Genomic DNA, 14,957 nt, shown 5'->3' on the forward strand with positions numbered 1-14,957 from the left:
ATGCTGAGAACTCACTGGGGTTCTCCTTCTGGTGATACTTCTGATGATAAAGGGGTTTTGTTAGCACTTAATGACTGAATGAGCGGCGTGAGCGAAAGCGGTACTCTGTGGCTTATTAGCTGAGCTAAACACTTGAGTAAGCTGATGATCGCGTCAGCACCTTTGGCATTGCAAGCAATGGCGGCTGTCGCCGCGTTCGCAGTGCTTTGGCTTGCGTGGGCGTGGCTAATTTTATCTATGAGTGTGCTGGTTTGCCTATCGGCGCCCACTTCGACAAACAGCCTTGCGCCTTGCTCAGTGGCATTTTGAATGAGCGCACTAAAGTCGAGTGGCGAACAAAAGGTATCGGCAATCGCGCGGCCAATGCTGTTGCTATCCACGATTACTGGCGCAGTTTGCGCTGCGCTGATAAAGCGAATAGGCAGATCTTGCGCCGCCGCTTTCAGCGCCTTAGGTTTCAGTGCCTCGGGTTTTAGCGCTTGAGTATAGAAATCTTGTACTTGCCCGTGGACTAGCATGGCAGGTGCGGTATGCATTGCCGTGACGCGATTGGCAGCAATCCCGCGCTTACCTAACTTGGCAAGTAGGGCTTTACAGCTCGCTTCGCAGCCTGCAATGACGCAAGTATCACCTTGAGTGATGGCTAAATAAGCACGAGGAAACTCTGGCAATAATGCCTTGATTTCATGGCTATCAGCGCGCACCACAAAGCTGTTCCACACTATGGCTTCATCATCCGCAAGCTGCCATGCTCGGCGGACTGCGGTTAGCTCACCAGAAATGGCATGGTTGAAAATATCGCTATTTTCAGTGGCGTTGATCATCCCGTGAGGTGTTTGCCACACATCTAGGCTGGCCCACATGGCGGCTTCGCCCATTGAGTAACCCAGCGCCATTTTTGGCTTAATATTAAAGACTTGGGTCAATAGTTTAGTGAATAGATAACTGGCACCCACGCCACTAATTGCTTGCTGACTTAGGTTCATGCCAGCCGCGGTTTTAACATCTGCCGCATAAATCTGCGGTGATTGCAGCATGGCGCTTAAATCGCCTTCACGTTCTAACTGGTGATACAGCGCGGGGAAATACTCATGCAAGTTATTGAACATATTGGCGTAAACCGTGCCAACGCCGGGATATACAAAGGTGAGTCCCGCATCCCCTAGCGGCTTAGCGGTAAAGCAGCTGCCCGCTGGTGTCTTAAAGTGTTGACCATGATGACGAATAGCATCATTTTCAAGCGCCGTAAGCATGGCTTTGGCTTCAAGTTTGAGGTCATCAATCGATGCTGCCATTAAGACTAACGCCAGAGGCGCGTTGGCATCATAGCGTTCAAACCAGAATGCGAGTTGATGTGATGCAAATGACGTGTCTGGTGCGCCAATGTCTAGTGAATTAAGTAACTGAAACAACTTTGCTTTTAGCTCATTAATACTGTCACCACTTATCGGCACAAACAGCCTGTTTTCATCGACAAGGGCTTTGGGCGCGGCGAGTTGTGTGCCTTGGGTCAGCACTAGGCTTTGGCTTAGATTTCGAGACTCATCCGCTTGATGTGACGTCTTTGCTACAAGATTTAGACACAACACCCGCGCTTGATGTTGGTCGCTAAACCAATAGCCAGCTTGATGATTGGTGTTGTTTGTCTGTTTTATATCAGTAGCGCCATGAAGCGGCGCTTGTGTTCGCGCCGCGAGGGCGGTTACGCCTTGGCGCAGCGCAACAAATGCCTCGTTGAGAGTGTTGGCGACAGTCTGATGTTGAACGGTTTGAGCTGGGCTGCGCTTTGCTGCCGCTAACGCCTTACTTGCAACAGTCGCCGCATTTGCAACATCTGTAACCTCATTGCCAGCGGCAAAGCCAGCAATAAACGCGTGGGCGTGAAGACGCAGTTTGGCGGCGCGTAAACCATCGAGCAAATACAGAGACTGGGGTAGATTACCATCCTCAAATTTAAGTTCAACGAGCTTGCCTTGCTCAATGGCTGTTGTTGCTTGGCCTAACAAGGCAGTGAGCGACCTTTGCTCATACACTGACGGTTCATGCTCTTTTGGTTCATGAGCTGTCGGCCTATGTACTGTCGATTGGTTGGCATCGGCAGCGCAAATTTGAACTCTTTCACGTTCAGTAAACGTCCCTAATACTTGGGCTGAGTGAGAGTCAAGGTTGACCGCATCGCCAAGCAACACTGCAATACGCAGTGGCTTGGCAAGCTTTTCAGTAATAACCGTGTCTGCAATAGCCTTGTCGACATTAGCTGTGTCAGCTATCGATGTTTCAACTTGGCCGCTATGGGTCGTAGCTAAAGGGGGGGCTAAGTTCACTCGACTTTCGCCTCCACGCTTTCAATGCTTTTATTAGCAACTTTATTCGCTAAAAACGCACCGTTAAGATTTTTGCTAATCGTGACTTTGGCGTTGTTCATCTCGCAGCTTAAACGACCATCTTGATGATACAGTGCAATATTGGCTTCAAGGGCACGGCCAGAGTGTTTTACCACCTCGAGCACTAGATACCCTTTATCGCCAAAGGCAAACGGCGCATGGGAGATAAACTCACCAATGCTTGATGGCAAACTCGCCGCGCCATATTTGAGTCTCGCCCATACCAGCATCGCCTGCAGCAACAAATCTTCTGCAAAAGCTTGTGAGCCTTTAGGGGCCAGATTGGGCACAAAACTCCCGCAGTCCGCTAACGCAACATGTGGAAGGCTTACCTTGGCGACTAAGCTCGCATCGTCAAACTTCACCACAGAATCAATACCTTGCAGTCTTGGTCCGTGGAAAAGCGTGCCGTCGCTGTAAATGCTGCTCGCGGTTGTGATGACAGAAAGTCCTGCCAAGCTATGCGCGTCAAAGACAGTTGCTTTGCTATTAGTGGCTAAGTTATCACTAGGCGCATCATCAATCACTAAGATGGCTTGATATTGCGGACGACCTTCAAAGCTGATTAAGGCACTGAATTGTCCACTCAAGCACTCGTCTGTGTCTTTCGCGGCTTTATCCGTTAACGCAATCGGTGCAAGCTCAAGTTCTAGCGTGATGGGCGCGCCGTTTTCTAACGCACCGTTTGCTAACGTAACAGTGTCGAAAATAATGCCCTTCAACAGCTTGTAGCTTTGCACTTTGACAGGCTGCTTGAGCACATCAAAGGCGGCTTCACGCATCCACTGAATCGCGCACACAGTCGGTAATACGGGATTACCGTTGATGCAATGATCTTCAATAAAGATCATTGCCTTAGGGTCCAGTGTGCGCTGCAGTTTTACAGCGCTTATATTTACTGCGCTTGGATTTACAGCGTTAGGCAAAACATGCGGACCCGACGAGTCAGTGGTCAGATCCGCTTCAGGCTTTTTTAGATTGCCACCTTCAGTCTCTTGCACTTTATTAGAAGTGTCGTCATGAGGTGCGCTGCCTTGCATGTCAGTACCGACCAGCAATTGTGCGCCTGTGTTGCTCAGTAATTGGCTCGCAAATAACTCAGCACCCGCCTTTAACGGGATCACATAAACACCGCGATCCATAAACATCTTTTTCAGCGCAGGGTTCACCATACCGCCGTCCCACGGACCCCAATCGAAGCTCATCACTTTGGCATTTGGCAGTTGCTGCGCCAGTTGCAGTGCGGCTTTGTTGAGTATGTCGTTGGACATAGCGTAATCGCTTTGGCCGGTATTGCCGTAAAAACCCGCCGCCGAAGAGAACAGGGCGATCAGTTTTACTTTATCTAAATCCAGTGCGACAAGCAGATTGCTAATGCCTGTGACCTTAGTGCCATACACCCGTGCTAACTCATCTAAGGTTTTGTCTTGGATGTGTTTATCGGCGAGTACGCCCGCACCATGGATGATGCCGGTAATAGGTGATAACTCGGTAATCGGCACTATCGTGCTGGCAATCGCGTCTGGATTGTTAACATCGAGGCTTAAGTACTCAGCGCTGGCACCTACAGCGGAAAAGGCTTCTAGTGCGGCTGCAATTTCTAGGCTGCTTTGAACTGGCCATACTAAGGCATCCACTTGTTTTGGCGTGGGTTTCTCGCCCAAGCTTTGAATGTGGGCAATGGCAGCGGCTTTAAGTTCGCTGTTATTTTTACCTTGTGCCCAAGTGGGAATGGTTTGTTGGCTGCTTCTGCCGGCAAGGATAAAGTGCGCCTTGCTGCGTTTTGCCAGACTCAAGGCACATTCAAAGGTCACGCCTTTTGCGCCACCGGTCACTAGAATTTTATCAGCACTCGTTAAGTTAGCTGCGCCGTGGCGGGTATCAGCCTTGCCTGCAACTAAGGTCACGCGTGCCAGCGTTTCAGTTGCGCCGGCTTCACTCACACCACTTTCACTCACACCGACTTCTAATAGCTTATCGGTTGCAAATAACTCAGCGATCACCGCATTGGCCAGTTGTTTGGCATCAAGTGCTGGCGCGATATCTAAGGCGCGGCAATGCACGCTCGACCACTCGTGGCTCAAGGTTTTAGTCAGACCTGCCAATGCCGCTTGGTTTAACTCGCTGCGGGCAATTTGGCTGTGGTTAAGATAACCAAAACCACCGTCGATACGACTGACGCTGATAAAGCTGCTGTCAGTATTGGCCGTTGCTGCTGTTGTTAAAAGCGGTTGTAAGTGCTTGGCGAACAAGAACGCTTGCTCGACCGACGCTTTGGCGGCACTGGACAACACTAAACCTTTCGCATCGGCTGAGGTTTTATGTTGTGGTTGCAGATGAATAAAGCCTGCAACCTGACCTAAGCTTTTGATCTCATTAATTACTGCGCTGATACTGGCATCGTCAATCGCCGCCAATGTGAAGCTGGCAATGTGGCTATTGAGCGGTGATGCACTGGCTACAAGGCTTTCTGGCGAGCGCACAACCGCAACCGTTAGACCTTGAGCATGCAATTTCTCGGCAAGTACGCCAGCATTGTGACCATCATCGCTAATGATAATGCAGGCATCTTTAGCAAAAACGCGTGGCAGAGCTTTTTGTGCTGATTGTTGCGCTAGCTCAGCCGCCGCTGGCAACTTTTTTAGCACCACCTCACTGTGTGGTGGTAAATCATGGGGTGGCAAATCGATAGTAGGTTCAGGCTGAACGACAGCGCTAATTGGCGCTACATTCTGGCCTAGCTTACCTTGCATATAACTAACGATTTCACCTAAGGTGCGACACTCGGCCAGATCTTCAGGATTCAGCTCAGGTAAGCCTGGTAGCTCGTCTTGTACTGTGCCTAAGATTTCAACGCGCTTGATGGAATCGATACCTAAATCGGCTTCCATATCCATGCTGAGTTCCAGCATTTCAGTGGGGTAGCCCGTCTTGTCGGCCACCACTGACATCATGGTTTGTTGGACTTTTTCAGCACTTAAGCCATTATTTGTTGTAGCGGTAACAGTGACTTGCGCTGCTGTTGTAGCTGAAACCGAGCCAACCGCAGATAGTTTGCTGTTCCCTATTTCTTTCGAAAAGAGTTCAACGATTTCGCCTAAGGTGCGACACTCTGCCAGATCTTCAGGATTCAGCTCAGGTAAGCCCGGTAGCTCATCTTGCACTGTGCCTAAGATTTCAACGCGCTTGATAGAATCGATACCTAGATCGGCTTCCATATCCATGCTGAGTTCCAGCATTTCAGTGGGATAGCCCGTCTTGTCGGCGACCACAGCCATCATGGTTTGTTGCACTAACGCAGCGCTTAAACCGCTGGCGGCAGGCGCGGCAGTTGTCATATGAGTTGCTACGATAACTGATCCCACAGCTGGCAGTTTGCTGTTCATATAGTTAACGATTTCACCTAAGGTGCGACACTCGGCCAGATCTTCTGGGCTGAGCTCTGGTAAACCCGGCAGCTCGTCTTGCACTGTGCCTAAGATTTCAACGCGCTTAATTGAATCGATACCTAGATCGGCTTCCATATCCATGCTGAGCTCCAACATTTCAGCCGGATAGCCTGTCTTGTCAGCCACCACAGCCATCATAGTTTGTTGCACTAACGCAGCGCTTAAACCACTGGCGGCAGGCGCGGCTTGTGCTGTTGTAGAAACTACAACTTGGCCAGCCGCAGGCAATTTGCTGTTCATGTAGTCAACGATTTCACCCAAGGTGCGACACTCGGCCAGATCTTCTGGGCTGAGTTCTGGTAAACCCGGCAGTTCGTCTTGTACTGTGCCTAAGATTTCAACGCGCTTAATAGAATCAATACCTAAATCGGCTTCCATATCCATGCTGAGTTCAAGCATTTCAGTGGGGTAGCCCGTTTTATCGGCGACCACAGCCATCATGGTGCTCTCGATTTCAGAAGCATGCACTAACGCAGCGCTTAAACCGTTAGCGGCAGGTGCGGCTGTTGCCACTTGAGTTGCCACATTTGCAGCAGTAATAGGCGCTACGATAATTGAACCCGCTGCTGGCAGTTTGCTGTTCATGTAGTCAACGATTTCGCCTAAGGTACGACACTCGGCCAGATCTTCTGGGCTGAGTTCAGGTAAGCCCGGCAGTTCGTCTTGCACTGTGCCTAAAATTTCAACGCGCTTAATCGAATCGATACCTAGATCGGCTTCCATATCCATGCCAAGTTCCAGCATTTCAGTGGGATAGCCTGTTTTATCGGCAACCACAGCCATCATGGTTTGTTGCACTAACGCAGCGCTTAAACCGCTTGTTGCTGGTGTCGCAGATGTCATCTCTGGCATAACTACAACAGGAGCTGCTGGCGCAACTTGTACTGTTGCAGCAGGCGCATAAGCAACAGGAGCCGTTTGCATAACAGGCACAACAGGCGTGCTAACTGCTGGTCTCGTCGCAACAGCCTGAGCCGCTACTGGTGCAGCATTATGTGGCATTGTCGTTGCCGCAACAGGTGCAGGAGCCGGCGCAGTTGCTCGTGGCTGACTTGCAACTGCTGGAGTAAAGTTAATCGGCGCATTGTTTAGCATGGCCAAGGCCGCTTGGCAGCTACTGCTTTGCAGTTGCATAAATTCGGCGTGGCTTTGCAGGGTTTGCGCTTGATGCTGGTGGAACATTTCCATCGAGCGTTGCAGGCTTTCAGGGATTGCAATGCCAAGGCTTGCCATCTTGGCTTGTTCAGTCATCAGTGTCGTGAAGGTATCGCCGTATTGCTGCGGGATAGCTAAAAACTGTTGATGCAACTGCGCCGCTTGAGATTGTGCGCTGAAAAATGCCGTTAATGCATCGCCGCTGACGCTTGGGCTCAACTGCGCCGTCGCTTGTTGCTGGTGATTGCTTAAGCCTTGCGTCACGCTTGGGGATGTTTGTTTCATTTCAACAGTTGCCACTTGATTCGCTTCCACTTCTATTATTTTTTCAACCACTTTTTCGACGATGACTTGTTTCTCAACAATTTTTTCGACTTCTTTTTCGACAACCGTTTCAACGATGCGATCCACATATTGCACTTGGCTAGTCACGCTGCCTGTGGCGAGGGATTTAGCCATCTTAGCTTTGGTTGCAGCACTAATATGGTTAGTGGCAGTGAGTTTGATGTTCATCGCTGATGGCGCTTCACGTTCGGCAATTTCTTGTGACGTGACGGCTTGATAGGGGTCAACCTCAGTTAACGCCACGCCGGCTACGGCTAATTGCACTGCGGCTAAGCGTAATTGACTGTCACTGTCGCCCTTAGGATTCGGGTTCATGCTGACAAGGCAAAGCTCATTTAAGTGTTCACCTAAGGTATTTTCAACTAACTTTTGCAGTATGTTCTTAGGACCAAACTCAACAAACACACGGGCGCCAGCGTCATACATGGCCTGCAGTTGTTCGCTAAAATGAACCGATTGCAGCATGTGTTGTTTAAATTCTGCTTTAATGGCTTTGCCATCGCTTGGGTGCAATTGACCCGTACCGTTGGCATAAAGTGCGACTGAAGGCGCGCTGAATTTAGCTTTATCAATGGCTTTGGCAAATGGCTTTTGTGCGTGTCCAACCAATGGGGTATGGAACGCGCCTGAGACGGGCAGGGCAATCGCCTTAAAGCCCAGTTCGCTAATGGCTTTAGCAGCCAGCTGAGTTTGCTCTGTGCCACCTGCGATGACTAATTGTGTCGGCGCGTTGTAGTTGGCAATTTTAACGCCATCAAACTGAGCTAAACAGCGATTAAGCGCATCGATATCACTCTTTTGTTTGAGGATGATGGCAAACATCTTGCCTAAATCGACTTGAGCGCCAGTATCATTTGGCGTTTGCGCCATGGCGTGCCCACGGGCGAAGGCCAGTTCGACGTAATCAACACTCGAAATCACGCCTGCCGCGCACAGGGCTGACAGTTCACCAAAGCTGTGACCTGCCACCATATCGGGGGCAAAACCCGCTTGAGTTAATAGCGAATATTGCGCCATTGAAACCGCGCCTATGGCGCTTTGGGCGAACATTGTATTGGTCAGCGCCGCTTCTTGGGCTTTAACCGCATCGGCATCGAATGCTGGAATAGGGTAGAGGATATTGGATAACGGTGTTTGGCCGTGGTGAGCAAATACTTTATCGCTGGCCATCACTTGTTGGCGCATTTCTGGGAAATGGCAGGCGAGTTCGCGGCCCATGTTCAGGTACTGTGAACCTTGACCGGCAAACAGGGCGGCCACTTTCTTTGATTCATTCTTAGCCACTAAGGCATGAGAGCGGTAGCTGATACCAGAAGGTAATTGCCACGCTTCAATTGCATTGGTTTCTAAATGCGCAATCGATTGATTTAACTGAGCTTGCAGCTGTGCGATATCCTTAGCCACAAAACCTAAACGGGCATCTGTGCTTGCCAGTGTGCGTAGCGGATATTGCTGAGCGATAGCGTTCAGACTCGCAGCGCTGCTCTTATTCGCGTTCGTGTTCACACTTTGGCTCAGCGCAGCTTTTAACTCGCTAAGCAGCGCGGCTTTATTGGCTGCGGCAAACAATAGCGTCTGCGGCACACTGCGCTGACGATATTGCTCGTCACGGCTGTGCTCAGGTTTGTATTCTTCTAATACAAGATGGAAGTTCGTGCCGCCAAAACCAAAGGAGCTGACGCCAGCGCGGCGCGGCGTACCGTCAGTGCGTTGCAGCCAAGGGCGCGTTTCGGTATTTAAATAGAATGGCGAGCTTTCAATATTCAGTTTTGGATTAGGCTGGCTGACGTTAATGGTCGCAGGCAATACCTTGTGATGCAGTGCTAGCGCGGCTTTTATCACCCCGGCAGTGCCCGCAGTTGATTTAGTGTGGCCCACTTGGGATTTCACTGAACCTAACGCGATATGTTGATTGGTGTCGTTGCCTTGGGCGAATACCGATTTTAAGCCATTGAATTCGGCCACATCACCTGCAGCTGTGCCGGTGCCGTGGGCTTCAACCAAACCAATGCTGTGCGGTGCAAAACCTGCATCGTCGTAAGCGCGCTCCAATGCTTTAGCTTGGCCTTCAGGGCGCGGCGCATAAATACTCTTAAACTTACCGTCCGATGAGGCGCCAACGCCTTTGATGACGGCATAAATTCGGTCGCCATCGCGCTCGGCATCTTCAAGGCGTTTAAGCGCGACCATGCCGATACCTTCGCCGATCATCATGCCTTTTGAATCGATATCAAAGGGTTGAATGGTTTCGTTAGTGGTGAAGGCCGGCGTTTTTGAGAAGCTCATGTACATTGATGGCGAGTTGTCGGTACAGACGCCGCCGGTGATCATCATGTCGCTGCGACCTTCGGTCAGTTCAGTCAACGCCATACGCATAGCGGCAAGCGAGCCCGCGCAGGCAGCATCGACCACACAGTTCATGCCGCCAAAATCAAAACGGTTGGCGATACGGCCTGCAATCACGTTGCCTAAGGACCCAGGGAAAGAGTTTTCTTCCCAGTGGATATATTGGTCTTGGAACTTTTTGATCAGCATTTCGCTGTCTTCATCGCTCAGGCCGCTGCTTTTGAATACTTTTTTCAATACTGGATATTGCAGGCGCGAGTTCAAGCTCTGACTGATTTTTTGACCACCGCCCACGCCTAGCGTGATACCGATACGATCACGATCGTAATCGGTGGGCAGATTGGCATCGGCGAGCACTTCTTTGGCGACAATCAGCGACAGCAGTTGCGAGGTATCTGTCAGCTCAAGAATATTGGGCGGCAGACCGAATTCCATGGGATTAAAGTCGACTTCAGGCAAAAAACCACCGCGTTTACAGTAGCTTTTATCGGCTTTGCTTTTGTCTGCATCGTAATAATCTTCGGCGCGCCAATGGGTGTCTGGGATGTCAGTAATGGCATCGATTTTTTCGCTGATCAAATCCCAAAATTTATTTAAATAACGCGAGTTAGCGAAGATACTGGCCATGCCGACGATGGCAACGGGCATATCTTTCAAACGTTTGTTGAGTCGTTTATCTTTTTTTGACTCAGTCGCAGAATTAGGTACAGAAGGGGTATGGCTCATAAAGAGTCTCCACGGGTCGACCTGGATACGGTGACCTTGTTTTGGGATTCAGCCGCGCTTGTCTTTGGCGTGCCATGGGCACCGGGAAAACGGGCTAAGAAGGTGTGATAGTTGCGAACGAGCAACTTTCGTAAATGAAACGGCCCATGTCGGAGGACATAGGCGATATATCTATTGGTCGCTTGAGTATTGCTGTCTTGATAAATATCGAGGTAAATCCAATCACTTGCCGTATCTATGCCTAATAGCACTGAACTTGGAGCTTGCTCAGTAAGCTGCGGCGGTATGGTGAGTGAGACCACTTGCACCACAGTATCACCGTCGGTACTTGGCAGAGCCAGCGCCTTGGCCAAGGTTTCTGGATTGAGCGTATAGGTTTGGATATCGCTGCCTTGAGTCACAGGTAATTGATTAAAATAGCGTTCGGGTACTTGTGGTGCTTCAAACTCATCGAGCCGCGATATGCCGTAGCGCTTTAAACAACGGGCAAGGCCGGAGCGCGACACATTGGGATTAATGTAGGTTTGGGTGACGTGGAGCAATCTATCTAAGGTGAGTCTGAGTTGGTAGCGTAATCCCACCACCACGTATTCTTCCATCGGCGTGAGCGTCGTGTTGAGATGGTGGGGCGTGTTCGAACTGTTGCTGATGGACTCACGCTTACGCCACTTACGCACCGTTGCCTCGGTAATATTTAAAATCTTTGCCAGCTGGCTCACGCTCAGATCCGATTGTTGGATAAAGAGTCGCATTTCAGGCGTAGTGGTGGCGTTGCGATGCCGAGGTGTGCTGTCTTTTTGCGCCACTGGAGTCGTGCTCTTGGGGGCGTATGACGGCGCTTTAGATTGAGAGTCGCGAGTTGCCATTAAAAATAATTATCATCCGACATAATCTATTGGGACTGATAAGCGATGTTGGCTGAGTCACGACTGACATTTATGACTAATGTCGTGACACCCATAGTAAAACCTGTGCTTATCATCTGTGTCACTTAATGGGGATGCAGATTACCTGAGGTTCGGGGTCGATACAATCATCTGGGACTGGAATTTATTGGCTTTCGCTGAGTAATGGTATTTTCTGTGCGTTATGTTGGGTTTTCGCTTACCGCTTGGACTGTTTAATACTTTGATAGTGGAAGAATTATATTTGTAGCGGCGATGAAGGCAGCTTTTTTGAGTTATCGGGGTAATATAGCCCAATATTGGCTTACGTCCCTTTAGCCATGAATGAGGCTGTGTGGCTAAACCTGCTAATTTTTTTGGGGGGGATCTTGGCGCAATTGCAGTAAAAATTTGCGCTTGGGATTGAGCTAATAGTCGTTCTAAGAATTGCTCTTATTAGAGTGCGGCTAAGAATTGAAATAGGGCTTAGTTGAAACTATTTAAGATGCATAATGAACTCAGATAATGATGAACCTAGACAATAATGAACCCAGATAAGAATGTTGCTAACTGCTCCCCAAAAAGTCAGACAATGATAACTCATCAGCCGCAGGGCTTTGTACAGCTAGGCTCTCGAATGACCGACTCTCTAACATCTAGCAAAAACGGCGTGAATGTGGATCTATTTTTTATTCCACTGAACGATATTTCAGCGGCGCAAACATCACTTGCCGAGTCTTGGTTAAGTGATGATGAACTCGCAAAGGTCAGGCGTTATCGCGATCCCAAGGCGCAAATAAAGGGGGTACAGGTGAGGGCGGCGCTACGGACCGTGTTATCTCGATATGCGGATTTATCGCCACATGAGTGGTGTTTTGAATATGGAGCTAAGGGCAAACCGAGTTTAACGGCGACATTACGGCTGCAAACTGGTCTCGAGTTTAACCTAAGCCATAGCGGCGATTGGTTATTGATTGGTGTGGCTCAGTTTCATGGTGTTGTGTCTGGTTTATTTGGGGTCGATATTGAAAGGTCACGGCCGAAGACGGATATCTATCCAATCCTAAATCACTATTTTTCTCCCCAAGAAACCGCGGCCTTGCTCGCTCTCGCCGATGAAGCAAGTCAGCGGCAGCGCTTTTTCGATTTATGGGCGCTAAAGGAGTCCTATATTAAGGCGACTGGTTTAGGTTTAGCGCAGTCGCTCAAATCCTTTGCCTTTGAGCTTAAGCCGTTTGAGCAATTGGCGGCAGAATCGCTTGAGTTATCATGCCAAGATGCCGGATTGAGGCAAGCCTGCGGCGTAGCTTCAATGCTTAATGTTTATCCACATATCTCGCTAAAAATCCCGCTACAAATCCCAATACACACACTGGATTTAGCTGACTCCTTGCATTGGCAGACGCACTTTGGTCGTTTGACCGAGGAGTATCGCTTTGCGGTTAGCTTAGCGCATGCCGGTAATGCTGCGCTTCCCATAACGCTAACCGCGCAGCTGAGCAGCATAGAAGTCTTACTTGCCGATTATTAACGGCGAAAGAGGGTGCGTTCTTCGCGCCAGTAAACTCACCTAAACCGCTAAGATCTGCGATTGCGTTTAGCCATAATTCTTTCTGCGCGTTATCTTGTTATCAGACAGTTTAATACCAATCGTATTAAATATCTGTTCATTCAGCGGGAGTTCAACGCGCTTTAGACAAGGCGAAGGCTTGAAGGCATAGTGGTGCTCTGTCGAAAGCCTTAAACGCAGTATAAAGCGCGTTGAAACCCGCCCTTCGGGAGTCTTACAGGCATCCCACTCCGGTGTTGCATTGACTTAAAAGGGAATAACCATTTTTGCGTCAATACGCCTTGGATTGGGATGCCTGTAAGGCTCTGAACTGATTAGATATTTAATGTGATTGGTATAATTCATCTTCGGTTAAACATTGCTGGATATAGTCACGCCCATAATATTTTGAATTTGAATGAAATAAATGAGGTTTAGCAATGAAACGGATTAAGTGCGTATTGCCGGCCACTATGCTGGTGTTGTTATCTGGTTGTGGTTATTTTGGTGGCGATGAAAAGCAGCAATTAGAGCAGGCTTGGTTGGCCCAAGATCCACAGTTGCAGCAAGTGGTTGAGCAAATTCGTGCCAATGGCTTAGATGTTGTCGCCCAAAGCGCGGCAGCGGGCACAGTTTCAGCCTGCGTGGCTGAAAAACTTAGCCAAGATCCGCTGGGCAAATTAGTGAATGTTGAAGGCTCGCTGGTGGAGTCGGCCAAGGTGGCAGAATTACTGGGTGACTTACAGAAAGTGATGCAGCAGGACATCAGTTTCGATCAGGTAGCGAGTCTGTTACAAAAGGGCGCGGATGCGGCGGCCTATGCTAAAAGCCTTATCGAGCAACAAGGTTTAGATCAAGCGTTACAAAGCCTGAAGCAAATGGCGACCGCGAGCGAGCAATTTGCCCAACAAGACTTAGGTGCGCATTTCCAGCAATTATTACTTGAGTGTAAAACTTTAGCGCCAACTCCAACGCCAGCCCCTGCTAACTAATTCTGCTTTCTGAACTGACAACATCATCCTGAATGTGCTTGGGATGATGCCAATCCCCCTGTGCTAGAGGCGTTCAAGGTGAATATGCGCTAGTCCGTTTTCCCATAAAAAAGCCCTGAAGCTTCAAGGCGTTGATGTCATTATTTCGCGCTAGCTAGCGGGACGATTTCAAAGTTTTCATCAAATTTTACTAAGGTCGACGCTATCTTACTGAAGGCCGCTTTATCGCCCTCGAGTTTGGCCGTGCCGTTGGCAAGTAAGTCTTTGAGGGTTACTTTGCCGAGTAAAATCCCGGTAATATAGCGCTTATCAATATAAAGATTGGTGTCGGCCTCCATTGGTTTCTCAACCTTAATATTGCTTAAGTTACCGTTGCTTAGCTCCACGTAGAGTGTGTCTTTGGTATCGGGGTTAATCACATTAAGCCTGATGAGTCCAAGGTCAGCGGCCTTGATGCTATCGACTTTTACGGCGAGGAAGTCAAACAGAGTCGAGATATCCATTTCACCTAAAATATCTGCCGATGCCGATTTGGGTGCGCCGGGTTGGATCCCTACGCGTAACTCTTGGGCGCCGGTAAGATAAATGTTGCGCCAGCCTGCACCTTCCGCTTGGTAGCCCAGTTGCTCATAGGTATCGGCAAGTAATTGTCTGGCCTTTTCGTTATCGGGTTCTGCCATGACTACTTTATTCAGTGCCGTCGCCACGAAACGGTATTCCCCTTGGGCATAGTCGGCCTTGGCATGTTTAACCACAGCTTTAGCACCGCCCATATACTCGACAAATTTCTTCGCTTCATCCTTAGTCGGTAGCGGGTTTAAGTTGGCTGGATTCATATCGAAATAGCCTAAATACATGTTGTACACGGCTTTCGCATTATGGCTGTAGGTACCATGGTAACCATTGGTATACCAAGTATCGCGCACCGCCTTAGGGATAGTGGTTTGAATCGCATCGCCAATATCTTGAATACCCGAGCCATCAATGGCTGCGAAGCTTATTGCTCGATGCCAGTGCGAGCACTGTAAATGAAAAAGCTCTGAATCTTGCTAGCAGCTAGGCGAGCGATTCAGAGCTTAGTTTCGGTTTTTAACCTTGGTTTTTTCTCAGTTATAAACCTTAGTTCG

5 protein-coding genes and 1 pseudogene are annotated in these 14,957 nt (G+C 49.3%); 2 read left to right on the forward strand and 4 right to left on the reverse strand.

Features of this window, described 5'->3' with window-relative positions:
- Positions 1–11 precede the first annotated feature (11 nt).
- The 3 genes from MO387_RS01215 to MO387_RS01225 are packed head-to-tail and all read right to left on the reverse strand — an operon-like array spanning position 12 to position 11,271.
- Positions 12–2,324, reverse strand: coding sequence for a PfaB family protein (locus MO387_RS01215; RefSeq protein WP_107946944.1), 2,313 nt, complete (start codon positions 2,322–2,324; stop codon positions 12–14).
- Positions 2,321–10,405 (reverse strand): type I polyketide synthase, encoded by an 8,085-nt coding sequence (locus MO387_RS01220; RefSeq protein WP_107946945.1) that lies wholly within the window; start codon positions 10,403–10,405, stop codon positions 2,321–2,323. The genes MO387_RS01215 and MO387_RS01220 overlap by 4 nt, the downstream gene beginning before the upstream one ends.
- On the reverse strand, positions 10,402–11,271 hold the full coding sequence (locus MO387_RS01225) for a helix-turn-helix domain-containing protein (RefSeq protein ID WP_107946946.1): 870 nt from the start codon (positions 11,269–11,271) through the stop codon (positions 10,402–10,404). Before MO387_RS01225 ends, MO387_RS01220 begins: the two co-directional genes overlap by 4 nt.
- Positions 11,272–11,926: 655 nt before the next feature.
- Here MO387_RS01225 and MO387_RS01230 point away from each other — a divergent pair.
- Together MO387_RS01230 and MO387_RS01235 are read left to right on the forward strand one after the other, a co-directional pair.
- Positions 11,927–12,820 (forward strand): 4'-phosphopantetheinyl transferase superfamily protein, encoded by an 894-nt coding sequence (locus tag MO387_RS01230; RefSeq protein ID WP_107946947.1) that lies wholly within the window; start codon positions 11,927–11,929, stop codon positions 12,818–12,820.
- A 458-nt stretch (positions 12,821–13,278) separates the two neighbouring features.
- Entirely contained in the window at positions 13,279–13,830 is a 552-nt protein-coding gene (locus MO387_RS01235; RefSeq protein ID WP_107946948.1) for a hypothetical protein, read from the forward strand.
- 140 nt (positions 13,831–13,970) lie between these two features.
- Here the strand turns inward: MO387_RS01235 and MO387_RS01240 are convergent.
- A pseudogene (locus tag MO387_RS01240) lies at positions 13,971–14,813 on the reverse strand (alkyl sulfatase dimerization domain-containing protein); the annotation flags it as partial.
- Positions 14,814–14,957 lie beyond the last annotated feature (144 nt).

The organism is Shewanella sp. N2AIL, from assembly GCF_022690845.1.
Classification (GTDB): Bacteria; Pseudomonadota; Gammaproteobacteria; order Enterobacterales; family Shewanellaceae; genus Shewanella; species Shewanella baltica.

Excerpts from the sequence above, each read along its gene's own strand:
- MO387_RS01220 (WP_107946945.1), bottom strand. The coding sequence starts at position 10,405 with ATGAGCCATACCCCTTCTGTACCTAATTCTGCGACTGAGTCAAAAAAA.
- MO387_RS01225 (WP_107946946.1), bottom strand. The coding sequence starts at position 11,271 with ATGGCAACTCGCGACTCTCAATCTAAAGCGCCGTCATACGCCCCCAAG.
- MO387_RS01230 (WP_107946947.1), top strand. The coding sequence starts at position 11,927 with ATGACCGACTCTCTAACATCTAGCAAAAACGGCGTGAATGTGGATCTA.
- MO387_RS01235 (WP_107946948.1), top strand. The coding sequence starts at position 13,279 with ATGAAACGGATTAAGTGCGTATTGCCGGCCACTATGCTGGTGTTGTTA.